The sequence below is a fragment of the Streptomyces sp. YGL11-2 genome, assembly GCF_050054615.1.
Lineage (GTDB): Bacteria > Actinomycetota > Actinomycetes > Streptomycetales > Streptomycetaceae > Streptomyces.
Genome location: NZ_JBNHIN010000005.1, coordinates 46,120 through 70,982 on the forward strand (window position 1 = coordinate 46,120; position 24,863 = coordinate 70,982).

Here is a 24,863-nt window from a genome sequence, read left to right on the forward strand (position 1 = left end):
CCCCCTTGTGCGCAACGGGTATCGCCACGACCCTTGCCACTTGCGGGACGCGTCACTACCTTCACCGCGACCAGACCTGATGACCCGTCAGGAGACGCCCTCGCCGCGTCCGACGTCAGCCGGCCCAGGAGTCGCCGATGCACTGCCCCGCGTTCCCCGAAGGGTTCGACTTCACCGACCCCGACGTCTACCAGTCCCGCGTCCCGCTCCCGGAGTTCGCGCGGCTGCGGCAGACCGCGCCCGTGTGGTGGAACGCCCAGCCGCACGGCATCGCCGGCTTCGACGACGACGGCTACTGGGTCGTCACCCGCCACCAGGACGTCAAGGAGGTCTCCACCAACCCCGAGGTCTTCTCCGCCCACCTCAACACCTCGATCATCCGCTTCAACCCGGGCATCTCCCGCGACCAGATCGACGTCCAGAAACTGATCATGCTCAACATGGACCCGCCCGAGCACACCCGGGTCCGCCAGATCGTGCAGCGCGGCTTCACCCCGCGCTCCATCCGCGCCCTGGAGGAGGCGCTGCGCCACCGCGCGGAGCGGATCGTCGCCGAGGCGCGGCGGCGGGGCGCCGGCGACTTCGTCACCGAGATCGCCTGCGAACTCCCCCTCCAGGCCATCGCCGAACTCATCGGCATCCCCCAGGACGACCGGGCCCGCATCTTCGACTGGTCGAACAGGATGATCGGCTACGACGACCCGGAGCTGGCCATCACCGAAGAGGTCGGCGCCAACGCGGCCATGGAGCTGATCTCGTACGCGATGAACCTCGCCGCGGCCCGCAAGAAGTGCCCGGCCGAGGACATCGTCAGCCGACTGGTGGCGGCGGAGCACGAGGGGAACCTCGGCTCCGACGAGTTCGGGTTCTTCGTGCTGCTGCTGGCGGTGGCCGGCAACGAGACGACGCGCAACGCCATCACCCACGGCATGCACGCCTTCCTCACCCACCCCGACCAGTGGGAGCTCTACAAACGCGAGCGCCCGGCGACCGCCGCGGAGGAGATCGTGCGCTGGGCGACGCCGGTGGTCTCCTTCCAGCGCACCGCCACCCAGGACACCGAACTGGGCGGTGTGCGGATCGGGAAGGGCCAGCGCGTCGGGATCTTCTACTCCTCCGCCAACCACGACCCCGAGGTCTTCGCGCACCCCGAGGTCTTCGACATCACCCGCGACCCCAATCCCCATCTGGGATTCGGCGGTGGCGGCCCGCACTTCTGCCTCGGCAAGTCCCTCGCCGTACTGGAAATCAACCTGATCTTCCACGCCATCGCCGATGCCATGCCCGATATCTCCCTGGCCGGCGATCCGCGCCGGCTCCGCTCCGCCTGGCTCAACGGCGTCAAGGAACTCCAGGTCCGCTACGGCTGACGCCCCGGCCCACCTCGCCGGAAGCACGCATCCGCACGCCTACGACATCCCGGATCCGACATCCCGAATCCGGCGTCCCGAATCCCGAGGCAGGGCGCGGACCTCACGGCCGCGGGAGGCCGATCGCCACGGTCAGCAGCACCACGGCCGCCGCCGACGCGCCCAGGAACGCGGCGACCAGCCGCTTCCGCAACGCCAGGTAGACGCTCTCGTATTCGGTCCGCAGCCCGGCGCTGCGGACCGCGATACGTTCCAGATAGACCCGGGAGATCTCGCGCTGGTCCCGGCAGTAGTGCCGTACCACCTCCTGCCGCTGGGATTCGGTGAGCCAGGGCAGCCCCGCGCAGAAGGCGTCCGCCCGGGTACGCGCCCGGTCCTTCTCCGCCGCCCAGAGCAGATACCCCTCGATCTCGTTGATCGCCTCGTCCATCCGTATCACCCCGTCCTTCCCGGTCCCGTCACCCATCGATCGCACCCGCTACCTCGGGATGATGCACATCGAACGCCGGGGATTCGGATCGAATACGCGGAAGGGCAAGGAAGTTGTGCCGTGGCGGCGGACAGGACGTCGCCCATTCCAGCGAACGGCCGTAGCCCCAGGGATCGTCACCGACCACCCGCGCCCCGTATTTCGCGGTCTTCCAGACGTTGTAGAGGAACGGCAGCAGAGAGAGCCCGAGAACGAAGGAGAAAATGGTGGAGACGGTGTTGAGGGTGGTGAAGCCGTCGGCCGCCAGATAGTCCGGGATACGGCGCAGCATGCCGTTCGCGCCCAGCCAGTGCTGGACGAGGAACGTGCCGTGGAAGCCGACGAACAGCGTCCAGAACGTGATCTTGCCGAGCCGCTCGTCGAGCATCTTGCCGGTGAACTTCGGCCACCAGAAGTGGAATCCGGCGAACATCGCGAAGACGACCGTGCCGAAGACGACGTAGTGGAAGTGCGCCACGACGAAGTACGTGTCGGAGATGTGGAAGTCCATCGGCGGCGAGGCCAGGATGACCCCGGTCAGACCACCGAAGACAAAGGTGACGAGAAAGCCGACCGCCCAGAGCATCGGCGTCTCGAAGGACAGCGAGCCCTGCCACATCGTGCCGAGCCAGTTGAAGAACTTCACACCGGTCGGGACCGCGATGAGGAACGTCATGAAGGAGAAGAACGGCAGCAGTACGCCGCCCGTCACATACATGTGGTGCGCCCACACCGTGACCGAGAGACCGGCGATGGAAATCGTCGCGGCGACCAGACCGACGTAACCGAACATCGGCTTCCGGGAGAAGACCGGAATGACCTCGGAAATGATGCCGAAGAACGGCAGCGCGATGATGTAGACCTCCGGATGACCGAAGAACCAGAACAGATGCTGCCAGAGCAGTGCTCCACCGTTCGCCGCGTCGAATACATGGGCACCGAATTCACGGTCCGCCTCCAGGGCGAACAGCGCGGCGGCCAGCACCGGGAAGGCCAGCAGGACCAGCACACCGGTCAGCAGCACGTTCCAGGTGAAGATCGGCATCCGGAACATCGTCATGCCCGGGGCGCGTAGGCAGATCACGGTGGTGATGAAGTTGACCGAACCCAGGATCGTGCCCAAGCCGGACAAGGCCAGACCCATGATCCACAGATCGCCGCCCACACCGGGGGAATGGACCGCGTCGGAGAGCGGCGCATAGGCGAACCAGCCGAAATCCGCCGCCCCTTGCGGGGTGAGGAATCCCCCCACCGCGATGAGCGAGCCGAAGAGGTAGAGCCAGTAGGCGAGCATGTTGAGCCGCGGGAACGCCACGTCGGGCGCGCCGATCTGCAGCGGCATGATCCAGTTCGCGAACCCGGCGAACAGCGGCGTCGCGAACATCAACAGCATGATCGTGCCGTGCATCGTGAACGCCTGGTCGAACTGCTCGTTCGACAGGATCTGGTGCCCGGGCCGGGCCAGTTCGGCGCGCATCACCAGCGCCAGCAGCCCGCCGACGCAGAAGAAGGCGAAGGCGGTGACCAGGTAGAGCGTGCCGATGGTCTTGTGGTCGGTGGTGGTCAGCCACTTCACGGGGAGCGGCCCGGCCGGGCGCGGCCGCGCGGCGCGGGGCTCCACGGGCGGCGGCTTCACTGGAGACGTCATGCCCCGTACGTGTCCGCGGCCCCCGGAACCGTCACCGCGCGCCGCCGTTCCGCGGGGTGTGAAGTCTCACCCGGGGAGGGTGTGACGATCGGCGGTATGCCGGACACCAAGGGTTCATGAGCACGGACGACGCCTTCGCCGAGGCATACCGCGCGCACTACTGGGCGGTCAGCCGCTTCGTGGCGCGGCGGCTGGACGCCCCGGCACACGAGGTCGAGGAGGTGGTGGCGGAGGTCTTCTCCATAGCGTGGCGAAGACGCACCGAACTCCCCGACGCACCGCTGCCCTGGCTGTACGGGGTGGCCCGCAACTGCCTGGCCAACACGGTGCGCGGGCTCGGCCGCTACCGGCGGCTGCTGCACCGGCTGGGCAACCACGAGGCGGCGCACGGCCGGCAGACCGTGGACAGCCCGGACACCGAGCGGCCCGGCTCCTGGGTCCATGAGGCGCTGGCCCGCCTCTCCACCGCGGACCAGGAGGTGCTCCGGCTGACCACCTGGGAGGAGCTGACCGTCGAGGAGCTGGCGGTCGCCCTCGGCTGCGGCCGGAGCGCCGCCGCCATGCGGCTGCACCGGGCCCGGCGCCGCCTTCGCACGGAGATCGACCGTACGCGGACGACCGTGTCCGTACGAGCAGGAGACGACGCTCATGAGTGACGAACTGGAGCTGCTGCGCGCGGCCAATCCGGTGCCGGTCGGCGAAGGCCGCTGGCGGGACCGCCCGTTGGACGCCACCGCCGAGCGCGGCCTCAACCGCCTGCTGCACAGCACCCGCACCCGGCGCGCCCGGCGCCGCCTCGTCCTGCGCGCCGAGGCCGCCGTGCTCGCCCTGGTCGGCGTCCTCGCCTTCACCCTCTCCGACGCCGGTAGCAGCCCGGCCGCCGCGGCCCCCGCCGCCCTCGTCCCGCACGCCGGTGCCGCACCCGTCCCGCTGGCCGAACTGGCCCGCAGAGCGGAGGCCAGGGCCCGGACGGCCGGCCCCGCGGACGGGCCGCGGCGCGGCAGCCATCTCCAGAGCTGGTACCTGAGCATGCGGACCGGCCCGGACGCCGCGCCCCCGGTCACGGTGCCCGAGGAGCGCATCACCCGCTGGAACGCCGACGGCAGCGGTTCGGAGCTGGTCGTGGCCACCGACCCGCGGTACCCCGGACGCCCGGTGATCCACGACGACAACGGCCGCTGGACGACCGTCGGCGACGGCAGGGTCCTGCACCGCACGACGTATCCGCCCGGCTCCGGCGACCGGCCGCGCGGCCTCGCCGCCCGGACGAGGCCGCCCACCGACCCCGCGGCACTGCGCACACAGCTGGCGTCCCTCTACGGAGGAGGCGGCGACTCCGAGGGCACCCCCGAGGGCACCCCCGACACCACCCCCCAACTCCTCCTCGCCCTCTCCTCGTTCCGCCAGGAGTGGACACCGGGACCGCGCGAGACGGCGGCGATCGACCGAATGCTGGCCGACGCCGGGGGTCTGCGGCCGGCCGGCGCGGTGACCGACCGGCTGGGCCGGCGCGGCCAGGCGTATGTCCACGACGGCCCGGACGGCGGCATGAACGCCACCCGCCAGATGGTGATCCTCGACCCACGCACCGGCCAACTCCTGGGCACGGAGATCACCTTCACCAAGGACCTGCCGAACTTCCGGATCACGGCAGGTGAGGTGATGTCGTACGAGGCGTGGATGCCGTGACCGTGCGCGGCGTGGACGCCGAGGCGGTGCGCGGCGTGGACGCAGTGACACCGGCCGGCCCCGCCGAACCGCCCGGGACCCGCGGCGGGGCCGGCCGAGTGGCGGGGCGCCGCCGCATGGCGGATCCTTGAGGGACGCGACGATCCTTCGGCGCGGTGGTGCCCGGCACCGCCGCGCCGTTTCCGTGCGCCCGCATCGCAGGGGCCGGAAGCAGTGAGGGCCGCCCGCCGGACGGAGGGACCGCCCGCCGAACCGCCCCTCCGGCCTATGACGCAAGCCACAATCCGCCATCGGTTGCGGTTGATCCCCGCGAGATGGATCACAGCCGAAAGTCCCCGAAAAAGATCGTCGGAACCACGTTTGCCCTGCAAGGAGCGGGTAGACGAGCGACTGTGCGGTCATCCGCCTACTGTCCGTGATAACCCGTTCTGCCCCTATGGTCGACCTTTGCCCGTCACGCCATGGCGGGCAGTGCCATGTAGTCGTCCAAGAGAGCGCAGGCGAGCGAACACGTGCCGACGCAGTACCCCATCGCACCCGGGTCCGATACGAAGGCCGGCGGCCCACTGAACGCCGCCGAGCCGCGCTCGGCGTCCACACAGCGGCCGGCACCGGGCGAGGTCACCGTCGTCGACCCCGCGATGGTCAAGCGCGCGGTGTCCGCGGCAGCGCTCGGTAACGCGATGGAGTGGTTCGACTTCGGCGTCTACAGCTACATCGCGGTCACCCTCGGGCACGTCTTCTTCCCGTCCGGGAACCCGACCGCACAGTTGCTGTCGACGTTCGGGGCGTTCGCGGCGGCATTCCTGGTGCGCCCCATCGGCGGCATGGTCTTCGGGCCGCTCGGCGACCGCATCGGCCGCCAGAAGGTCCTCGCGATCACCATGATCATGATGGCCGTCGGCACCTTCGCCATCGGCCTGATCCCGTCGTACGCCACGATCGGCGTCGGCGCGCCCATCCTGCTGCTCGTCGCCCGCCTGGTGCAGGGCTTCTCCACCGGCGGTGAGTACGGCGGCGCCTCCACCTTCATCGCCGAGTACGCACCCGACAAGAAGCGCGGCTTCCTCGGCAGCTGGCTGGAGTTCGGCACCCTCGCCGGTTACGTGGGTGGCGCCGGCCTGGTCACGCTGATGACCGCGCTGCTGTCCACCGAGGACCTCAACTCCTGGGGCTGGCGCATCCCGTTCCTGATCGCGGGCCCGATGGGCATCATCGGCCTGTACCTGCGGATGCGGCTCGAAGAGACCCCGGCCTTCGCCCAGTTGGAGAAGGAGGCGCACGCCAAGGAGAAGGAGCGCCGCGCGGCCGAGAAGCGGATCGGCATCCGCGAGATGGTCTTCGGCCAGTGGCGGGCGATGCTGCTGTGCGTCGGCCTGGTCCTGGTCTTCAACGTCACCGACTACATGCTGCTGTCGTACATGCCGAGCTACCTGACCTCGGAGCTGAAGTACGACGAGACGCACGGGCTGCTGGTCGTGCTCGGCGTGATGGTCGTGATGATGGTCGTCCAGCCGTTCGCGGGCAAGCTGTCCGACCGCTTCGGCCGCCGCCCGGTCATCGCGGCCGGCTGCCTGGGCTTCCTGGTGCTGTCCATTCCGGCACTGCTGCTGATCCGCCAGGGTTCGCTGGTCGCCATCGCACTGGGCATGGCCGCGCTGGGCCTGCTCCTCGTGTGCTTCACCTCGTCGATGCCGTCCGCGCTGCCCGCGCTCTTCCCGACCAAGGTGCGCTACGGCTCCCTGTCGATCGGCTTCAACATCTCGGTGTCGCTCTTCGGCGGCACGACGCCGCTGGTGGTCACCGCCCTGATCGGCGCAACCGGCAACAAGATGATGCCCGCCTACTACATGATGGCCGCGGCCGTCATCGGCGGCATCGCCGTCCTCCTGATGTCCGAGAGCGCCGGCAAGCCCCTCCCGGGCTCCCCACCGGCCGTGGAGACGGAACAGGAAGCACGCGAACTCGCAGGGGCCACGACGGGCCACTGAGCCACCCGACAGCCCGGCGGCCCCCGCCGGGCTGTCGACCCCCGCCGACGACACCCCAGCCATGGCCCCTGCCCCTGCCCCTGCCCCTGGGGGGAACCGAGGACACCGCACCGCCCGTCTGTGACCCTGCCGATCGCGAGGATCGGCACACGGGGAACGGGGGGCCACCATGGGCGTGGCGGCAGGCGCCACAACCGGCGCGGGGGCAGGTGCCGGAATGCGCGCCGGGGGCACGGAGCGCGCCTCCGGCGGCCGGCGGCGCGCGCTCTGCATCGTGCTGATCCTGCTGGCCGTGCAACTCGGCTGGCTCGCCCGGCCCGCGTACGCCTGCGGTTGCGGGGCGATGGTGCACGGCCCGAACGCCACCATGGCCGTGCACCACGAGACGTCCGCGGTCCGCTGGGACGGCACGACCGAGCAGATCACGATGAGTCTGACCGTCGACGGCACCGCCCCGGACGCCGCCTGGATCATGCCCGTACCGCACCGCGCCACCGTGCGGCTCGGCGATCCCGCACTCCTCACCGAACTCGGCCGGCTCACCGAACCGGTCACCGAACACCGCAGCTACTTCTGGCCGCGCAGCGGCGACTGGCCCTTCGCGTCGGGCTTCGGCGGCGCCACGGCCCCGGCCCCCGGCGCCAGGGCCCCGGGCGTCGGTGTCGTCGGCCGTGAGCGCCTGGGCCCCTTCGACGTCGCCCGGCTGACCGCCAGCGACCCCGACGCCCTGCGCAACTGGCTCAAAACCAACGGCTTTCGGCTTCCCCCGCCGCTCGCCACGGAACTCCGTCCGTACGTGACCCAACGCTGGGAGTACGTGGCGATCCGGCTGGCCCCCGCCGAACGGCACGCCTACCTCACCGGCACCCTCGATCCACTGCGGCTCTCCTTCCCCAGCGAGCGCCTCGTCTACCCCATGCGGCTCTCCCGCCTCGCCCGGACACCCCAGTCCCTGAGCCTCTACCTACTCGCGCCACACCGGATGCAGCCACTCAGCACCATCGGAGGAGCCGCACCCCAGGTCTTGTACGCAGGACGGATCCAGCCACGCGGCGCCGTACGCGACTTCAGCGGCACCGGCCCGGCCTTCCTGACCGCCCTCGACCAGAGCTTCCCGCAGCCCCAACGCATCAGCGGCGACCACGAGTTCCGCCGCACCACCGCGGACACGCCGTACCAGCGGGTGACCTACGCCTACTCCCTCCTGAAGGTCGGCGGCATCCCCCTCTGGATCCCCACGGTCGGCGGAGTGCTGCTCCTCCTGACCGCGGCGACCGCCCTGCCCCTCGCCCACCGCACCCGCCACCGCGCCACCCCACCGGCCCCGGTACGAATCCCACCACCCCTCCGCTGACCCCACAGGACCGGCAGGACCCGCAACGGGCCGCCATGGTTGCGGGCGGGTGGACACACACCGCGCTCGCCGAAGCAACCGGGGTCGATACCAAGTCAGTTGAGCGCTGGGTCAACCTCGGACGCACCCCACGGCGAGTCACGGCGCTGCAAGCCGCTGAGAGCCTGGGGGAAGACGTGCATGCACTGTGGCCATCTCTGCGCCAGGCACGGGCAGCACGAGCGGTGAGCCCTGAGTTGGTCGCGCTGTACGACAAGCGCGCAGACCTGCCCGTCTCGGTCTTCGTGGATCTCCTCGCGGCAGCGCGGGAACACATCGACATCCTTGTGTACGCCACCGTGTTCCTGCACGAGGCGTACCCCAGGCTCAACGACCTTCTGCGGGAACGGGCGGCGGAGGGGTGCAGCGTCCGCATCGCCGTCGGGGACGCCGACAGCGACAACGTCCAACAGCGGGGAAAAGAAGAGAAATTCGGGCACGGCATCGAATCCCGTCGTCGCCTGGCGCTGATGCACTACCGACCCTTGCTCGCGGTACCCGGCATCGACGCGCGGACCCACGGAACCCCACGCGCCCGAGCCCAACAGTCTCGTCGTCGCCGCCTCTGCCGTCGTCACCGACGAGTCGGGACACGTCCCGCTCCAGCGGCGACGAGACAACGACCTGTGGGCCCTGCCGGGCGGAGGCATGGACATGGGCGACAGCCTGCCCGGCTGCGCCGTACGGGAGGTCAAGGAAGAGACCGGGCTGGACGTCGAGATCACAGGTCTCGTCGGCACCTACACGGACCCCAAACACGTCATCGCCTACAGCGACGGGGAGGTACGCCGCCAGTTCAACGTCTGCTTCACCACTCGCATCGTGGGCGGAACACTGACAATCTCCGACGAGAGCACAGAACTCCGATTCGTCGCCCCGGGAGAGCTGGGCGCCCTCCCCATGCACCACACTCAGCGCCTCCGGATTCAGCATCATCTGGAGCAGCGATCCGCGCCTTATCTCGGTTAGACGGATACGCAAGAGCCCAAGCATCGGGATCTCGCCGGCGCCGAACAAGGCCCCGAAAGGGCCCTTACGTGCGTCTACCGACGGCCTCCTTGACCTCATCTCCCCAGGTCACAGCGTTTCTGACTGTGACCGACGGGGCCCAGGCGACCTTGGAACCCGTACAGAAGCAGAGCCGCTATCACGCTTCGGTCTTCCGTCCGGGGCGACAGGGGGCCCAGCCCAGGGGGCTCATCAGCTCCTGCGCCGCCCCCCCATCAACTGGGGGCCGTGACACGTTCGGGTGGCATGACGTTCGCCCGAATGACGGACGGGAAAGCCTTTAGACAGATCTGAAATACCCCAGGGCGCCCTGATCAACGGACCACGCGGTCACGTGCGCATGTCGCCGCTACCCGCGAACGAACTGAAAGGGCCTGCCATGCGGCGCACCTTCCGCACCCTCACTGCCACCGCCCTGCTCACCCTGCTCACCATCGGCCTCGCCGCACCAGCCCAAGCCGCAAGTCCGGGCGGCGGCATCGACATCGGCGCCCTCATGAAAAACATCGACCTGGGCCAGATCACGAAGGCATTGGGCAGCGTCGGCGGCGGCCTCGGCGGCTGAGGGCCCGCGGGCAGTCCCAGCCGCACCGGACGCGGCCTGTACAACGCCGGGCCTACCCATGGCAGCAAGCTGCGTCCGTCGCCACACTCGGCCGCCTTCAGTTCAGCTCCCCCGGATACCGCTCCACCGGCCTCCGCCTCGACACCCGCCTCCGCCGAGCCGCCGCGCCCGCATCCGCACCCAATCGGTCCACGAAAACAGTGCGCGAAGATGCCAGGTGCTTCACCCCAGGTAAGACTGTTGAGTGCGCAACCTTCTCCGGTGCGTCTCCCCGCCTCCGCGGACCCCGAGCCGATGGAGGCGGGGAAATACCGGCGCCGGACGGACGGCGACCGAACAGGGCCTGAGCTATCACTACGCACTGTGAGGTCCCATTTACATGCCGTTTTGGTTGCGGCATGATCGTCTGCGCGACGGCCGCGGGACACCACCGCTCGCGCGTGACTCAGGGAGTGCTCATGACTGACCGACAGAGCGGCACTGTGAAGTTCTTCAATGACGACAAGGGATACGGGTTCATCGCCCCGGACGGCGGAGGTGACGATCTCTTCGTGCACTTCAAGGCGATCGAATCGGACGGATTCAAGTCCCTGAAGGAGGGGCAAAAGGTGAGCTTCGTCGCCGCGCGGGGACAGAAGGGCATGCAAGCCGAGCAGGTGCGGCCGGAGTAACGCGCTGACAGTTCGGGCACGGCGGGGACCACACGCGCTTGCAACCCCACTCGGCGCCCCGATCGGGGGCGGTTGCTCAGGAGCAGTGCAGCCCCCGCATCGCCCTACCCCAACTCCCCCGGATGCCGTCCCTCTGGCCTCCGCCTGGACGCCCGCCTCCGCCGAGCCGCCGCGCCCTCCGTGCTCGACTTCCGCTCGTGAGTCGGGAGAGGGCGAACACCACGACGGCGTCCACGTGCCCCGCCCGGACAGCCGTCATCATCTCCTCGAACTCGGGGCGCTCCACGTTGGGGTCCCAGCCGGAGCGGCCCACGTCCGCGAAGCTTCCCGCCAGGTCCCAACCCTTCGCCGTGATCAGCGCCTCGCACTTCTCACGCTGGGCTTCGGGACTGGCCTGGGAATCGTCCTCACGACGCTTTGACTGTCTGATGTAGGAGACTGCACGCACTTGGTCCAGATTACGGCGCCAGTCAGGCGTCCGGTTTGCGAGAGGTGTCATGTGCCCAGCGTGGTAAAGATCAACGTGCTGACCGTCCCCGCTGAACAGCGGGAAACCCTTGAGAAGCGCTTCGCCTCCCGCGCACACGCGGTGGAGAGCTCGGACGGCTTCGAGTGGTTCGAACTCCTCCGCCCGGTCGAAGGCACCGACAACTATCTGGTGTACACGCGGTGGCGTGACGAGGAGTCCTTCCAGGCGTGGATGGAGGGGCCCATGAAGGCGGCTCACCAGGGCGGCCAGGGGCAGGGTGCCGAGCGGCCCAAGCCCGCCGCCACCGATTCGACGCTGTGGTCCTTCGAGGTCGTTCAGCACGCCGCCCCCAAGAACTCCTGACAGCGGGGGCGCACTCTGCCGCGCTCATTCCGTAAACAACAACCGGCCGCCTGGCAACACAGGCGGCCGGTTGTTGTGTTGACGAACGGCGGTCGCGTCAAAGCTTCGAGTGCGTGGTTGGCCGCCACTTCAGCCATTCGGCCATTCGGCCATTCAGTCAACGGCAGGTGCGCCGCACCGGAATCTTCCTCAACAGCCCACTGGAATGGCTTGCTTGCCAGCCCGACCGATCGCCTCGTCTCTCGGCGTTCACTCCGCCGCGGGGTACGGCCGTTCCCGTACAAAATCCCTTGCGTCCGGCGTCGCCGCTCTCGTCACAATGTCGGCATGACCGACGCCGTCGCCGCCCCTCTCCCCCGCCCCTGGGCGGTCTCCGCCGAGCCGGTCGGTTCGCCGGTGGCGCGGGCGCTGCTGCGCGAGTACTACACCGAGGTCGCCGACCGCTACTTCGCGCTCCACGAGGGGCGCCACTCGACGCCCGAGGAGATCGACAAAGGGTTGGCGGAGTACCCCAGCGCCGACCTGATGCCGCCCAACGGCGTGCTGCTGGTGGCCCGGCACGGCGATGAGGTGGCCGGATGCGTGGGCACCCGGCTGCTGGACGCGCGTACCGCCGAGCTCAAGCAGATGTTCGTACGGCCCGCCCAGCGCGGTCGGGGCGCCGCGGGAGGGCTGCTGCGCGCCGCCGGGTCCGCCGCGCTGCGGATGGGTGCCGAGCGGCTCCGGCTGGACACCCGGCTCGACCTGACGGAGGCCGTCGCGCTCTACAGGCGGCACGGTTTCGTCGAGATCGACCCGTATCACGACGACGTCTACGCGGAGATCTTCTTCGAGAAGAGGCTGGCGGAAGGGTAGTTGGGGGACCGGGTGACGGGGAGAAGGGGGACGGGTGGGGAAGAGGGTTCCTGCCTCGGCGGCGTGTCTTCGGGCGCGCCGCCCGATCTGCCGGTCACTTCGCCATGTCCGGCGGTCGGGGCGTGCGCTGTGCCGTGCGCGACACCGGCTGACGGGCGTCCCCGTTGCTCGGTTCCTCGGCGTCCGAACCGCACAGCTCGGCCGACAGTTCCCGGACGAGTTCGGTGAGGTCGGTGGGCCGGTCCCTGGTCCACCAGTCGCCCAGCATCTCCGCCAGCGACTGCTGACGGGCCTCGGAGAGCCGGTCCGCGACCTCCCGGCCGCGGTCGGTGAGGAGCAGCGTCAGCCCCTCGCGCTGCGCCAGGCCGCGTTCCTCGACCTGTCGTGCTCCCTCGGCCACCACCCCGAGCGGCACGCTGGTGCGGTCCGCGAGCAGCGCCGGTTCGACCGAGCCGTAGCGGTAGATGCGCAACAGCATCCAGCTGGCGGCCGGTTTGAGGTCCAGGCCGGCCCGTGCGGTGATCTTCTCGTAGATGTCCTTGCGGCCCTCCATGCTGCCGAGTTTGGACAGCGCGCGGGCGACCTCCTCGTGGGACGACCGCTCGACGGGGTTGGAGCAGAGCACTTCGGTGGTGTCGGGTGCGGTGACGCTGCTGCGGAGCGGCTCCTCCCGGAGGGACCAGGCCAGGGCGAACGCGACGAGGACGACCGGGACGGCGTAGACGAAGACGTCGGTGATGGAGAGGGAGTAGGCGTTGAGGACGCCGGCGGCCTGGGCGGGCGGCAACTGCGCGACGGCCCGCGGGTCCTGGGCGATCTTCGACGCCGTGATGCCGGGCGGGAGTTGCGCTCCGGCGAGGGCGTCGGCGATCCGTGGGCCGAGCTGGTTGGTGAAGATCGTGCCGAAGATGGAGACGCCGAACGAGGCGCCGATGGAGCGGAAGAACGTCGCTCCTGAAGTGGCGACCCCCAGGTCCTGGTAGGGGACCGCGTTCTGCACGATGAGGACCAGCACCTGCATGACCAGGCCGAGCCCGAAGCCGAAGACGAAGAAGTAGGTACTCGTCAGGGCGACGCCGCTGGACGGGTCGAGCTGGTGCAGCAGGAGCAGTCCGAGGGTGACCACGGCGGTGCCCGCGATCGGGAAGACCTTGTAGTGACCCGTACGGGACACGATCTGCCCGGAGGCGGTCGAGGAGATCAGCATGCCGAGCACCATCGGCAGCATGTGCACACCGGACATGGTCGGGGAGACCCGGTGCACGACCTGGAGGAACGTCGGCAGGTACGTCATCGATCCGAACATCGCGAAGCCGATGACGAAGCCGATGATCGCGGTCAGCGTGAACGTCCGCATCCGGAACAGCCGCAGCGGCAGGACGGGTTCCGCGGCCCGCCGCTCCACGAGGACGAACACCCCCAGCAGGACGACACCGAGCACGCCGAGCCCCACGATCCGCCACGAGCCCCAGGGGTAGGTGACGCCGCCGAGCGAGGTCATCAGGACCAGGCAGGCGGCGACCGCGGCGATCAGGGCGGTGCCGAGGTAGTCGATGCGGTGCGGTGTGCGGCGTACCGGTATCTGCAGCACGGCGGCGATGACGGCGAGCGCGATCACCCCGATGGGAACGTTGATGTAGAACACCCAGCGCCAGCTGAGATGGTCCACGAACAGCCCGCCGAGCAGCGGCCCCAGGACGCTGCTGCCGCCGAACACGGCGCCGAACAGGCCCTGGTACTTGCCGCGTTCGCGGGGCGGGACGATGTCCCCGACGATCGCCATCGACAGCACGATCAGACCGCCACCGCCCAGGCCCTGGAGCGCGCGGAAGCCGATGAGCTGCCCCATGTTCTGGGCGATCCCGCACAGCACCGAGCCGACCAGGAAGATCACGATGGCGGTCTGGAACAGCTTCTTGCGCCCGTACTGGTCACCGAGCTTGCCCCACAGGGGCGTCGCGGCCGTCGACGCCAGCAGATAGGCGGTCACCACCCAGGAGAGGTGGTTGAGCCCACCGAGATCGCTGACGATCGTGGGCAGCGCGGTGGCGACGATGGTCTGGTCGAGCGCCGCGATGAGCAAGCCGAGCAACAGCGCGCCGATCGCGACGAGGACCGCACGCCGGGACCGTCCCTCGCCGGCAACGGCAGGAGCGCTGGTGTCCTGCGCCATGAGCGTCTCCCTCTTGTCCCTTGACCTTTGGGCTCTGGGCTCTGGGCTCTGGGCTTTGACCGCTGGGCTTCGTCCCTTGGGCTGTGACCTCTGGCGTTTGACCTTCTGCCTGTGGGCTATGGCCTCTGGCTTGGGGTCTTCGACTTGGGGTCTTCGACTTGGGGTCTTCGGCTGGTGGCCTTCGGCGTTGTCCGGTGGTCCTTGGCGGGTGGTTGGTGCCTGGTGGTTGGTGGCCTGTGTCTGGTGGCCTGTGTCTGGTGGCCTGTGTCTGGTGGCCTGTGTCTGGTGGCTGGTGTGGGGCCCTCTGCTGTGTGACTCGTCTGCCCTGTGCCTCTTGTGCCCCGTGCTTCCTCTGCCTCTGCTCTGTGCCTCCTGTGCTCTGTACTTCCTCTGCTCTGTACTTCTCCGGCTCTGTACTTCTCCGGCTCTCTTACGGCCGTGGGGCTCGGCTGCCTTCCGGCCGTCGGAGCGATTCCGGGACGTCCATGGGCGTCCGACGTCCACGGACGTCCTTGCCCGTACGGGAACACCCGCCGGCCTTTCTCCCATCCTGGGCGGTTACCACGGATATGGCCCGCCGAGAGGCCCTGGATATCGACGTTCACCTGGAAGACATCTGGGGTACACCCTGCGGATGTCGTGGAGCGCCTGCGCGGACGCCTGCGGGCTCTGAATAATCGGCTGCCGGCGCGAGCCTCCAGAGAGAGGGGACCACCCGTGACGGCATCGGCCTGCCCGCACTGCTTAGCCCCCGCACGCAGCGACGGCCGTCCCACCTGCCTGTGCGCGGCAGCCGAGGCGGCGGACTTCGACCCGCTGCGGATCCGGCCCTATGTGTCCTTACCGGACGGCGAGGGCGGCGACCCGGAAGAGGACGGGGCCACGGACGCCGCCTACGAGGACGGCGAGAGTTGCGGAGGCGGCGGGCGCGACAGCCTGGAAGACCTGGGCCTGGACCTGGACGACCTGGACGGCTTACTCGGGGTGGCACCGGACGCCCCCGCTCCCCTTCCGCCACCTCCCGGCCCCCCGGATTCCGGGGCACCGCCCTCCCTGGCGCACCGCGGCGCCGGCCCGACCTCCCGCACCTTCACCTCGTCCCCGCCCCCCGAACCGCCCGCGCCGCACCCGGCCGCCCCCTCCGGACGCCGTCGGCGGGCGCTCCCCGCCGTTCTGGCCGTTACGGGAGCCGCGGTGGCCGCCACCGCGATCCTGGTCGGTACCGACGCGCTGCCGGGCGTCGGGCGGGACCGGGCGGCCCCGCCCGACGGCGGCGCCGTCACCCCCACCGCGTCCCTCCCGACCGACGACGGCGACGCCTCCCCCACACCGAACGCCCACCACTCCGCCCCCGCCTCGGCCACCCCACGCAGCACAGCCCCGGCGACCACCGTGACACCCCACGAGACCGCGCCGGCACCAAGCTCCCAAGCCCCCGTCCGGGCATCCGGCAGCGTGACGGACAGTCCCGGCGACAGCTCCCCCAGCGCCCCGCCCACCGGTCCGATCGTGCTCCGCGAGGGCTCCACCGGCCCGCAAGTCGCCGACCTCCAGGGGCGACTGCGGCAACTGGCGCTCTACGCGGGTCCGACCGACGGCCAGTACGGCACGGCGGTACGGAACGCCGTAGCGCGCTACCAGCAGACCTACGGGGTACGCGGCGACCCGGACGGGGTCTACGGGGCGCCGACCCGGGCGTCCCTCGAATCGCACACCCGGGTGCCGTGACGGATCGGGGCGCGCGCCGCCCGCCGCTCCGCGACGTCTCCCGGCCGGTCGCGGGACGCCTCCATGCACCTCGCGACCGTGCCGCGCCCCGGGTGCCGTGACGCACCTCGCCCGGGTGCCGTGACGGACTTCATGGCCGTCCTGGACCGGGGTGGCTTGTCGGTCCCCCATGTAGTTTTGTATCGTGTAGGAACAAAGTGGTTCCGCCCGCATTCCCTGACCGGCGGGCGGGACCGCTTGTGTTCTCTCCACCGTTCACCGTCCCGCCAGCGACAGCGCCCAGGAGCCCGCCGATGACGGCCACCACCACGCTCATAGCCCGCGCCCTGCTGCTGGACATGGACAGCACGATCGTGAACTCCGAGGCCGTCGTGGAGCGCTGCTGGCGGCGCTGGGCAACCGAACAGGGGCTCCCGGCGGACGACGTCCTCCAGGTCGTTCACGGGCGCCAGGGCTGGGCGACCATGGCCGCGCTGCTGCCGGACCGCCCGATGGAGCTCAACATGGCGGACAACCGCCGGATGCTGGCCCAGGAGACCTCCGACACCGAAGGCGTGGTGCCGGTGCCGGGTGCGCCCGCTTTCATGGCCGCCCTCGCCGGACTGCCGCACGCCCTGGTGACCTCCGCCGATATCGCCCTGTCCGACGCCCGGATGCAGGCCGCGGGGCTGCCCATGCCGACCGTACGGATCACCGCGGAGAGCGTGAGCGCCAGCAAGCCCGACCCGGAGGGGTTCCTCAAGGGCGCTGCCGAGCTGGGCTTCGCGCCCGCGGACTGCCTGGTCTTCGAGGACTCCGAGGCGGGCATCGCAGCGGGCCGGGCCGCGGGAATGCGAGTCGTCGGCGTCGGCGACCGCGCCGCCGTCCACGCCCCCACCGCCCAGGTCCGCGACCTCACCCAGATCCGTATCGAGGCCCTGCCGGACGGCGCGATCGCCGTCCACGTCACGAACTAGTCGCGGTACCGGGTCGCATACCGCCGCCCGTCAGCCCGCGGCCGCCTCGTACAGGCTGAAGCCGGCGAGCACGGCCATCAGCGCGGCGGCGATCTTGGTGATCAGCCGCAGCGGCACCCGCTTCATCAGCGTCCGTCCGCCCAGGATGCCCAGCCCCGCCACGGCCCACAGGCCGAGGACGGCGCCGATGCCCACGGAGACCGGGTCGTTGTAGCGGGCGGCGAGGTTGGCGGTCATGATCTGGGTCAGGTCGCCGAACTCGGCGACCAGGATCATCATGAATCCCGCCCCCGACACCTTCCAGAAGCCCTGGTCGGCGGGCTTGACCACGTCCTCCTCGTCGTCGCCCTTGCGGAACAGCAGCACGGCCGCGCCCGCCAGGAACAGCACCCCGACCACGGCCTGGACGAGGCGGTGCGGGAGGAGAGTCAGCACACTGCCCGCCGCGATGGCGAGGACGACATGCACCAGGAAGGCGGCGGCGACGCCCGCGAAGACGTACGAGGCGCGGTAGCGGGTACCGAGCATCAGGCTCGCCAGGGCGGTCTTGTCGGGCAGTTCGGCGAGGAAGATGACGCCGAAGACGATGGCGGCGACGGTAAGGCTGAACACGGGGTGGGATACCTCGATCGGTCGGGCCGCACCAAAGGGCCCGGGAAGTGGGTTCGCTTCGGCACGGCAGCGTCGAACACTGCGGCCGAAGGTCTCGCTGGCGCGTAGGGATACGTACCGCGTCGCACTGCGATACCTACCGCGCCTCCGGGCGCCGGCTCAGACGAGCTGAGCAGTATGTCGACAATCCCGGCGAAGAGCTACTCCCCTTCTGCTGCCGGCAAGGGTACGCGGTGGATCCGCCCGCGTGCCACCAGCTCCAGCACCACCGCGCACGACGACGCCTGCACAGCCAGCAGCGCGACCAGGACGAACAGCTGCACCGCGCCTGCCTGTACGGGCGAGGCGCCGCCCAGCAGCATGCCCACGAAGGCGCCGGGAAGTGTGACCAGTCCCACCGTCCTGGTCTGGTCGAGCCCCGGAAGCAGTGCGTCCGACGCGGCCGGGCGGGCCACCTCCATGCGCGCGTCCCGGTCCAGCAGCCCCAGCGCCAGCCCCGCCTCGAACTCCCCGCGCCGTAGTTCCAGCTCGTCCAGCGCCCGGCGCCCTCCCAGGACGGTCGCGGTCAGCGCCCCGCCGATAAGGATGCCGGTGACCGGGATCAGGCTGAGGCCGCGCGGCGGTACCAGGCCGGTGAGCAGCAGCAGGGCGACGACCGGCAGGACCCCGGCGGCGATCGGTACGGCGGCCCACCACCAGGTGTGGTTCCGGGTGATGCGGCGGCCGGCCGTACGGACCGCCACCGCGAACATCAGGACGAGGAAGCACAGCAGCCAGGGGAGGGCGCCGACGACCCAGCCGATGAGGTAGGAGACGGCGGCGAGTTGGGCCGCCGCGCGCAGGCCGGCGAGGGCGATGGCCCGGGCGTGGCCGAGACGGGCCACCGCGGCGACGGCCACGGCGGCGACCAGCAGGACAGCGAGAACGACCCCGAGGGTGGCGTTGACCGGCAGGAGCACGCGCTCACTGTAGGCGGACGGGCGGGCCGGGCACTCGCACCAGAGTTCCGGCGCCGGTATGGCGTCCCGCCAGCCCGGCGGTTTTCCCGGGAGTTCCCCGCGAACCTCGCCAGGACCTCATCAGGGCCCATTTAGGGCCTCATTAGGGCCTCGTTGATCCGACGTGCAGCGAACCCCCGTGACCTGACGTGCAGCGGACCTCCGTGATCTGACGCGCAGCGGACCTCCGTGATCTGACGCGCGGCGAACCTCGTTGATCTGACGCGCCCATGTCTCCACCCTGATATCCGGTGCCCGCCACACGGCAACCCCACCCCACCACAACGGACCCAAGCGCACGTCAACTCCCCTCCGAGCCGCGGGGATTCCGATGTCGAAGCATTTCGCACGTCACGTCACGTCGCGTCGCCTCACGTCGCGTCACGTCACCTCACGCCACAACCGCCGCGGGTCCGGCCGCGGTCCTGGTACCGGTCCAAGGCCGACAAGGACCCGGCGAAAAGGAAGCAGAGTTGCAGAAGTTCCTCAACGGCTGCTGAGTCGACGCTGGACGCCCACCGGCCGGGAGCACCGGTCGACGGACGCCGGTCGACGGGCGCCGGTCGACGGGCGCCGCAATGGACCTCTTGATACCGGCATCGTCCGGTTCTCCGCTCGTGTGCGGGTTGCCGGCGTACGCGTTGATGCGTGTGGTTCGCCGCCCGTCGGCCGTCGGCCAAACCGCCGCCCACCTGCGAAATCGGCGGAATCTTTTGCCTATCGGGGTGCCGTGCGGGCGCCTCGGGCGGTGATGATGGGGCGCACCTACGCTTGCCGTCCACCCCCCGATGGCCGCGCGCTCCCTCGCGTACGCCGTCCGCCGCCCCTGGGAGAGCCGCTCTTGGCTGCCGACCACCCCGCCGACCGCCCCGCCCGCCCGTCCATCGCCATCGTCGGGGCGGGGCCGCGCGGGACGAGTGTCCTGGAGCGGATCTGCGCCTCGGCCCCCGAACTGGCCCCGGGCGTCCGGCTGACCGTCCATGTCATCGACCCCGCACCGCCCGGTGCGGGCCAGGTGTGGCGTACCGGGCAGCCGTCCGAGCTGCTGATGAACACCGTCGCGTCGCAGGTCACGCTGTTCACCGACGACAGCGTCGAGTGCGCGGGGCCGATCCGCAACGGTCCGAGCCTGTACGCCTGGGAGGGGTGCGACGTCGGGCCGGACGACTATCCGGGGCGGGCACTCTACGGTCGCTATCTGGAGTGGGTGTTCCGGCACACGGTGCGGACCGCGCCCCGGAACGTGACCGTGGTCGTGCACCGGGCCCGCGCGGTGCGGCTGACCGAGGCCCCCGACGGCGCGCAGTCGCTGGCCCTCGACGACGGCCGGACGCTGCCGGGCCTGGGCGCGGTCGTGCTGGCGCAGGGCCATCTGGAAACCGTCCCGGAGGCGGAGCAGCGGCGCTTCGCCGACTACGCCGCCGGGCAGGGGCTGCCGTATCTGCCGCCCGCCAACCCCGCCGACCTCACCGAGGAGTTGGCGGCGCTGCCCCCGGGCCGTCCGGTGCTGCTGCGCGGGCTCGGCCTGAACTTCTTCGATCACATGGCGCTGCTGACGACGGGGCGCGGCGGCCGGTTCGTGCACGGCGCGGACGGCACCGTGCGGTATCTGCCGTCCGGCCGCGAGCCGCTGCTGTACGCGGGTTCCCGGCGGGGCATCCCGTACCACGCGCGCGGCGACAACGCGAAGGGCGCGCACGGCCGCCATCTGCCGCTGCTGCTCACCCCGGACGTCATCGCGGCCTTCCGCAAGCGGGCCGTCTCCGGGGATCTGCCGGACTTCCTCACCGAGGTCTGGCCGCTGGTGGCCAAGGAGGTGGAGGCGGTCTACTACAAGGCGCTGCTGGCGCGCCGCTCCCCGGACGGCTCCCGGGACAGCTCCCCGGACGCCTTCCGGGAGCGCTTCCTGGGCAGCGCGCACGGCAGCCCCCAAGAGGCCGCCGCCCTGGACGACTTCGGTGTCGCGCCCGCCGAACGCTGGGACTGGGACCGCGTGTCCCGGCCGCACGCCGACCGCCCGTTCGCCGGCCGGGCCGACTTCCGCGGCTGGCTGCTGGACCATCTGCGGGCGGATGTGGCACACGCCCGGCAGGACAACGTGTCGGGCCCGGTGAAGGCTGCCCTGGACGTGCTGCGGGATCTGCGCAACGAGCTGCGGCAGATCGTCGACCACGGCGGGCTGGCGGGCACGTCCCGCCGCGACCACCTGGACCGCTGGTACACCCCGCTGAACGCCTTCCTGTCCATCGGGCCGCCGCGCCGCCGCATAGAGGAGATGGCGGCGCTCATCGAGGCGAGGGTGCTGGAGGTCGTCGGCCCCCGTATGGAGGTCCGCATCGGCACCGGGGCGGAGGCGCCCGGGTTCACGGCCTCGTCCCCCGACGTCCCGGGTTCACGGATCACGGCGACGACCCTGATAGAGGCCCGGCTCCCGGAGCCGGACCTGCGGCGCACCGGGGACGCGCTGCTGACCCGGCTGCTGGCCGACGGCGGCTGCCGGCCGCACACCGCGGACGGCTACGAGACCGGCGGACTGGACGTGACGCCGAGCCCGTACCACCTCGTCGAGGCGGACGGACGGCGCCATCCGCGGCGGTTCGCGGTCGGGGTGCCGACGGAGGGCGTGCACTGGGTGACGGCCGCCGGAGCGCGCCCCGGGGTGGGATCGGTCACGCTGGCGGACACGGATGCGGTGGCCCGGGCGGCGTTGCGCGCCTCGGCCGCCCGGCCGCCGCGCCCGCGGCCGCCCGCCCCTCCGCCCCCTCAGGCCCCTTCCGTCCCGGCCACCGCTCCCGTCGTGTCCGCCTCGTCGATCGTCTCCGCCACCCCCATGGGCCGCTTTGGTTCAGACCAATAGTTCCCCAAAAGAGAAGATGTTGAACTTGCAAGTAACGGTAAGGCGGGCCTAACCTTCCACTCCAGCGGTTACTTCGTCCCCACAAAACCGTAGGAGTCACCCCCATGTCCGCTCCCCTCACCTCCTTCACCGACAAGGCGGCCCCGCACGCCCTCGCGCTCTTCCGCGTCGTCGTCGGCCTGCTCTTCGCCTCCCACGGCGCGTCCTCGCTCTTCGGCATCATGGGCGGCGCGATGGGCAACGGCTCGACCGTCCCGGCGGGCAGCTGGCCCGGCTGGTACGCCGCGGTCATCCAACTGGCCGGCGGCGTCCTCGTGATGGCCGGCCTGGGCACCCGCCCGGCGGCGTTCATCAGCTCCGGCTCGATGGCCTACGCCTACTTCACGATGCACGCGGGCCACGCGCTGTGGCCGATACAGAACGGCGGCGAAGCGGCCGCGATGTTCTGCTGGGCCTTCCTGCTGATCTTCTTCACCGGCCCCGGCGCCTGGGCGCTCGACCGCGTCTTCTTCGGCGCGCCGGACGGGGCGCCGGCGCTCGCCGCCGAGCGCGAGCCGAGCGCCGCCTGACGCACCCGCGTCCGCGACCTGCGCCCGGCCCCGACACCCCGGTGGCCCTGGGAGGGACACAGTCCGCCCCGGGCCGCCCGGCCGCCGGGGCCGGGCGTACGCTGTATGGCTGTAGTGCCGCCCCTGCCGCCCCAAGCGACGTCGCGGCGGGGTCCGGACCGGGAGCGATGCGTTGGTGGAAAGCCTGGGGTCCCTCAGCGGCACCCCCTGGGTGTATGTGATCGTCGGTCTCTCGGTCGTCCTCGATGTCTTCGTCCCGATCCTGCCCAGCGGGGTCCTGGTGATCACCGCGGCCACCACGGCCGCCGGCACCGGCACCGCGACCGATGTCGCCACGTCCGTCCACGGCGAGAACCACCTCGCCGAGATGCTCTCGTTGGTGCTCTGCGCGGCCACCGCCTCGGTGCTCGGCGACATGGTCGCCTACCGGCTGGCCTGGCGCGGCGGCGACCGCTTCGACCGGGCCATCGGCCGCTCCCGCCGACTGGCCGCAGCCCAGGAGCGACTCGGTGCGGCGCTCACGCGGGGCGGCGGCGGCATCGTCGTACTGGCCCGCTTCGCACCCGCCGGGCGCTCGGTGGTCAGCCTGGGCGCCGGCGTCGCGCACCGCACGGTCCGCGAGTTCCTCCCCTGGTCGGCGCTGGCCGGGCTCGTCTGGGCCGCGTACAGCGTGAGCCTCGGCTACTTCGGCGGGCACTGGCTCGGCACCTCCTGGGTCAGCGCCGCGCTCTCCGTCTTCGCCCTCTTCGTCGCCGGATCGGTGGCCGCGTTCCTCATGCGGCGGCCGGAGCGGCGGGCCACCGCCCACTGACCTACCGGGCCACCGCCCGCTGCCCCACGGGCGGCGACCCGGCACGTACGGCCCACGGGCGGCCAACCGACGCGTACGGACCACCGGACCATCCGTCGCGTACGGATCGTCCGGCGCATGCGGCTCGTCCGGCCATATCCGGCGCTGCGGGCACCGCACCCCACCGGAGCCCGGACGCGTAAGACAGCCAGGCCGCCCGCACCGCCCAGCGCAACGCCCGCTCGCTGTCCGCGGATCCGTCCATGGCGGCGATGACCGGAAGGGTGCCCAGATACGCCTCCATATGTTCGCGTGCGTGCGTTATGCGCGGTATGTGACAGTGCTCTCGTCCTTCCCCGCGCGCCCGGCGGCGGGGAAAGGGGCAGAGGTCCCGCCCCCGGCACGGAGTAGAGTCGATCGTCACCACCCCGCTCCCCGCCGCCCCTCCGGGCGGGCGCGGCACCGCGCCGCTGCGGCCCGGGATGCGGGGGTTCGAACCACTAACGCGAGGCACATTTCGGTGAACCAACCACCGGTCGTCGAATGGACCGAGGCCGACGAGGCCCGTTCCGCCCGTTGGCGTTCCGAGAACGGCGCCCCGCCACCCCGCAGGATCGTCATCGCGGACGACCGGACCAGGGCCGACGAGGCGTACAAGCTCGCCTGCGAAGGCACCGCGCTCCTCTGGCGCGGCGACTTCCACAACGCCCGCCAGCTGCTGACCGCGATGGCCCGCCGGGTCGACCGCCGCCCCCGCAAGACGCCGCCCGCCGACCCCACCCAGGCGTTCCACCTGCACCGCGCCGCGCAGAACCAGCGCGCCCGCATCCTGGGCATGCTGCTGGTCCCCCTGGACGCGGACCTCGCCGTCCCGCTGCACCGCGCGCCGGACGTCCGCGAGGCGTGCGCCAGGGCGTACGGCCCGCCCGAGCCGGCCGGTGCGTCCGCGCCCGCCGGGACCGCCTCGCTGGTCTCGCTCCGCGAACTGCTCGGCCTCATCGGCGCCAACGAATGGCGCAGGAAGGGTGTCGAGATCCCGGCCCTGGGCGGCGACCGGATCCATCCGCACTACGGCGTCTTCTCCCCGGCCCGCGGCGAGTACGTGGACCTGGTCGCCGAGGCGCCGTTGCCGAGCCGGGAGCTGGCGTTCGACATCGGTACCGGCACCGGCGTACTGGCGGCGGTGCTGGCGCGGCGCGGGGTGCGCCGGATCGTGGCCACCGACCAGGATCCGCGCGCGCTGGCCTGTGCCCGCGAGAACACCGAACGGCTGGGCGTCGCGGACCGAGTGGAGGTCGTAGAGGCCGATCTCTTCCCGGCCGGCCGCGCCCCGCTGGTCGTCTGCAATCCCCCCTGGGTGCCCGCCAAACCGACCTCCCCCGTGGAGCGCGCGGTCTACGACCCGGGCAACCGGATGCTGCACGGATTCCTGAGCGGCCTCGCGGAGCATCTGGAACCGGGCGGCGAGGGCTGGCTGATCCTCTCCGACCTGGCCGAACACCTCGGCCTGCGTCCGCACGCCGAACTCCTCGACGCGTTCGCCGCGTCCGGTCTCACCGTCCTTGGCCGGCTCGACATCACACCGCGGCACCCGCGCGCTCGCGACACCTCCGACCCGCTGCACGTGGCCCGCGCCGCCGAGGTCACGTCGCTGTGGCGACTGGGCGCGGCGGACTGACCGCCGCCCCG

General features: G+C 71.0%; 21 protein-coding genes and 2 pseudogenes. 17 read left to right on the forward strand and 6 right to left on the reverse strand.

Annotation, left to right across the window (positions count from 1 at the left end):
* The first annotated feature begins 137 nt into the window (after window positions 1-137).
* Complete coding sequence (locus tag ACO1BR_RS07915) at window positions 138-1,370, forward strand: cytochrome P450 (protein WP_426794310.1); 1,233 nt, start codon at window positions 138-140, stop codon at window positions 1,368-1,370.
* Between the two features lie 103 nt (window positions 1,371-1,473).
* Here the strand turns inward: ACO1BR_RS07915 and ACO1BR_RS07920 are convergent, their stop codons facing one another.
* Together ACO1BR_RS07920 and ctaD are read right to left on the reverse strand one after the other, a co-directional pair.
* Window positions 1,474-1,836, reverse strand: coding sequence for a hypothetical protein (locus tag ACO1BR_RS07920; RefSeq protein ID WP_426794311.1), 363 nt, complete (start codon window positions 1,834-1,836; stop codon window positions 1,474-1,476).
* Window positions 1,829-3,487, reverse strand: a complete 1,659-nt coding sequence (gene ctaD / locus ACO1BR_RS07925; RefSeq protein ID WP_426794312.1) for a cytochrome c oxidase subunit I — start codon at window positions 3,485-3,487, stop codon at window positions 1,829-1,831. The genes ACO1BR_RS07920 and ctaD overlap by 8 nt, the downstream gene beginning before the upstream one ends.
* Before the next feature lie 116 nt (window positions 3,488-3,603).
* On the opposite strand from ctaD, the gene ACO1BR_RS07930 reads away from it, so the two are divergent.
* The 8 genes and pseudogenes from ACO1BR_RS07930 to ACO1BR_RS07965 all read left to right on the forward strand — a co-directional run bounded on the left by ACO1BR_RS07930 (window position 3,604) and on the right by ACO1BR_RS07965 (window position 10,804).
* On the forward strand, window positions 3,604-4,143 hold the full coding sequence (locus ACO1BR_RS07930; RefSeq protein WP_426794313.1) for an RNA polymerase sigma factor: 540 nt from the start codon (window positions 3,604-3,606) through the stop codon (window positions 4,141-4,143).
* Window positions 4,136-5,176: a CU044_5270 family protein gene (locus ACO1BR_RS07935; protein WP_426794314.1), complete on the forward strand. Its 1,041-nt coding sequence runs from the start codon at window positions 4,136-4,138 to the stop codon at window positions 5,174-5,176. Before ACO1BR_RS07930 ends, ACO1BR_RS07935 begins: the two co-directional genes overlap by 8 nt.
* A 566-nt stretch (window positions 5,177-5,742) precedes the next feature.
* On the forward strand, window positions 5,743-7,167 hold the full coding sequence (proP, locus tag ACO1BR_RS07940) for a glycine betaine/L-proline transporter ProP (protein ID WP_426794501.1): 1,425 nt from the start codon (window positions 5,743-5,745) through the stop codon (window positions 7,165-7,167).
* Window positions 7,168-7,384: 217 nt separating this feature from the next.
* Window positions 7,385-8,521, forward strand: a complete 1,137-nt coding sequence (locus ACO1BR_RS07945; RefSeq protein WP_426794315.1) for a DUF2330 domain-containing protein — start codon at window positions 7,385-7,387, stop codon at window positions 8,519-8,521.
* Between the two features lie 35 nt (window positions 8,522-8,556).
* Window positions 8,557-9,087 (forward strand): annotated as a pseudogene (locus tag ACO1BR_RS07950) (XRE family transcriptional regulator); the annotation flags it as partial.
* Window positions 9,086-9,529 (forward strand): annotated as a pseudogene (locus ACO1BR_RS07955) (NUDIX domain-containing protein); the annotation flags it as partial. The pseudogenes ACO1BR_RS07950 and ACO1BR_RS07955, both read left to right, overlap by 2 nt.
* Before the next feature lie 418 nt (window positions 9,530-9,947).
* The gene (locus ACO1BR_RS07960) at window positions 9,948-10,133 is read left to right on the forward strand and encodes a hypothetical protein (protein WP_426794316.1); all 186 of its coding nucleotides are present in this window, start codon (window positions 9,948-9,950) and stop codon (window positions 10,131-10,133) included.
* A 458-nt stretch (window positions 10,134-10,591) separates the two neighbouring features.
* Window positions 10,592-10,804, forward strand: a complete 213-nt coding sequence (locus tag ACO1BR_RS07965; protein ID WP_426794317.1) for a cold-shock protein — start codon at window positions 10,592-10,594, stop codon at window positions 10,802-10,804.
* A gap of 76 nt (window positions 10,805-10,880) precedes the next feature.
* On the opposite strand, the gene ACO1BR_RS07970 is transcribed toward ACO1BR_RS07965, so the two are convergent.
* Window positions 10,881-11,303, reverse strand: coding sequence for a recombinase family protein (locus tag ACO1BR_RS07970; RefSeq protein ID WP_426794318.1), 423 nt, complete (start codon window positions 11,301-11,303; stop codon window positions 10,881-10,883).
* On the opposite strand from ACO1BR_RS07970, the gene ACO1BR_RS07975 reads away from it, so the two are divergent.
* A complete protein-coding gene (locus tag ACO1BR_RS07975) occupies window positions 11,304-11,636 on the forward strand; it encodes an antibiotic biosynthesis monooxygenase family protein (protein WP_426794319.1) in 333 nt (110 codons plus the stop codon).
* Between the two features lie 327 nt (window positions 11,637-11,963).
* Window positions 11,964-12,491: a GNAT family N-acetyltransferase gene (locus tag ACO1BR_RS07980; protein ID WP_426794320.1), complete on the forward strand. Its 528-nt coding sequence runs from the start codon at window positions 11,964-11,966 to the stop codon at window positions 12,489-12,491.
* Window positions 12,492-12,585: 94 nt separating this feature from the next.
* On the opposite strand, the gene ACO1BR_RS07985 is transcribed toward ACO1BR_RS07980, so the two are convergent.
* Window positions 12,586-14,664, reverse strand: coding sequence for a DHA2 family efflux MFS transporter permease subunit (locus tag ACO1BR_RS07985; RefSeq protein ID WP_426794321.1), 2,079 nt, complete (start codon window positions 14,662-14,664; stop codon window positions 12,586-12,588).
* A 717-nt stretch (window positions 14,665-15,381) separates the two neighbouring features.
* Between ACO1BR_RS07985 and ACO1BR_RS07990 the strand changes: the two genes are divergently transcribed.
* Both ACO1BR_RS07990 and ACO1BR_RS07995 read left to right on the forward strand, forming a co-directional pair.
* Window positions 15,382-16,392, forward strand: a complete 1,011-nt coding sequence (locus ACO1BR_RS07990; RefSeq protein WP_426794322.1) for a peptidoglycan-binding protein — start codon at window positions 15,382-15,384, stop codon at window positions 16,390-16,392.
* Between the two features lie 293 nt (window positions 16,393-16,685).
* On the forward strand, window positions 16,686-17,348 hold the full coding sequence (locus ACO1BR_RS07995; protein ID WP_426794323.1) for an HAD-IA family hydrolase: 663 nt from the start codon (window positions 16,686-16,688) through the stop codon (window positions 17,346-17,348).
* Window positions 17,349-17,378: 30 nt separating this feature from the next.
* Here the strand turns inward: ACO1BR_RS07995 and ACO1BR_RS08000 are convergent, their stop codons facing one another.
* Window positions 17,379-17,960: a TMEM165/GDT1 family protein gene (locus ACO1BR_RS08000; protein ID WP_426794324.1), complete on the reverse strand. Its 582-nt coding sequence runs from the start codon at window positions 17,958-17,960 to the stop codon at window positions 17,379-17,381.
* Window positions 17,961-18,160: 200 nt separating this feature from the next.
* Window positions 18,161-18,919, reverse strand: coding sequence for an ABC transporter permease (locus ACO1BR_RS08005; protein ID WP_426794325.1), 759 nt, complete (start codon window positions 18,917-18,919; stop codon window positions 18,161-18,163).
* Between the two features lie 880 nt (window positions 18,920-19,799).
* Between ACO1BR_RS08005 and ACO1BR_RS08010 the strand changes: the two genes are divergently transcribed.
* The 4 genes from ACO1BR_RS08010 to ACO1BR_RS08025 all read left to right on the forward strand — a co-directional run bounded on the left by ACO1BR_RS08010 (window position 19,800) and on the right by ACO1BR_RS08025 (window position 24,852).
* Entirely contained in the window at window positions 19,800-21,815 is a 2,016-nt protein-coding gene (locus tag ACO1BR_RS08010) for an FAD/NAD(P)-binding protein (protein ID WP_426794326.1), read from the forward strand.
* 104 nt (window positions 21,816-21,919) lie between these two features.
* On the forward strand, window positions 21,920-22,384 hold the full coding sequence (locus ACO1BR_RS08015; RefSeq protein ID WP_426794327.1) for a DoxX family protein: 465 nt from the start codon (window positions 21,920-21,922) through the stop codon (window positions 22,382-22,384).
* A gap of 172 nt (window positions 22,385-22,556) precedes the next feature.
* The gene (locus ACO1BR_RS08020; protein ID WP_426794328.1) at window positions 22,557-23,195 is read left to right on the forward strand and encodes a DedA family protein; all 639 of its coding nucleotides are present in this window, start codon (window positions 22,557-22,559) and stop codon (window positions 23,193-23,195) included.
* Between the two features lie 499 nt (window positions 23,196-23,694).
* Window positions 23,695-24,852, forward strand: coding sequence for a methyltransferase (locus tag ACO1BR_RS08025; protein ID WP_426794329.1), 1,158 nt, complete (start codon window positions 23,695-23,697; stop codon window positions 24,850-24,852).
* The last annotated feature ends 11 nt before the right edge of the window (window positions 24,853-24,863 follow it).

Coding starts and splice junctions, on each gene's coding strand:
- ACO1BR_RS07915 (WP_426794310.1), top strand. CDS start 138: ATGCACTGCCCCGCGTTCCCCGAAGGGTTCGACTTCACCGACCCCGAC.
- ACO1BR_RS07920 (WP_426794311.1), bottom strand. CDS start 1,836: ATGGGTGACGGGACCGGGAAGGACGGGGTGATACGGATGGACGAGGCG.
- ctaD (WP_426794312.1), bottom strand. CDS start 3,487: ATGACGTCTCCAGTGAAGCCGCCGCCCGTGGAGCCCCGCGCCGCGCGG.
- ACO1BR_RS07930 (WP_426794313.1), top strand. CDS start 3,604: ATGAGCACGGACGACGCCTTCGCCGAGGCATACCGCGCGCACTACTGG.
- ACO1BR_RS07935 (WP_426794314.1), top strand. CDS start 4,136: ATGAGTGACGAACTGGAGCTGCTGCGCGCGGCCAATCCGGTGCCGGTC.
- ACO1BR_RS07945 (WP_426794315.1), top strand. CDS start 7,385: ATGCGCGCCGGGGGCACGGAGCGCGCCTCCGGCGGCCGGCGGCGCGCG.
- ACO1BR_RS07960 (WP_426794316.1), top strand. CDS start 9,948: ATGCGGCGCACCTTCCGCACCCTCACTGCCACCGCCCTGCTCACCCTG.
- ACO1BR_RS07965 (WP_426794317.1), top strand. CDS start 10,592: ATGACTGACCGACAGAGCGGCACTGTGAAGTTCTTCAATGACGACAAG.
- ACO1BR_RS07970 (WP_426794318.1), bottom strand. CDS start 11,303: ATGACACCTCTCGCAAACCGGACGCCTGACTGGCGCCGTAATCTGGAC.
- ACO1BR_RS07980 (WP_426794320.1), top strand. CDS start 11,964: ATGACCGACGCCGTCGCCGCCCCTCTCCCCCGCCCCTGGGCGGTCTCC.
- ACO1BR_RS07985 (WP_426794321.1), bottom strand. CDS start 14,664: ATGGCGCAGGACACCAGCGCTCCTGCCGTTGCCGGCGAGGGACGGTCC.
- ACO1BR_RS07995 (WP_426794323.1), top strand. CDS start 16,686: ATGACGGCCACCACCACGCTCATAGCCCGCGCCCTGCTGCTGGACATG.
- ACO1BR_RS08015 (WP_426794327.1), top strand. CDS start 21,920: ATGTCCGCTCCCCTCACCTCCTTCACCGACAAGGCGGCCCCGCACGCC.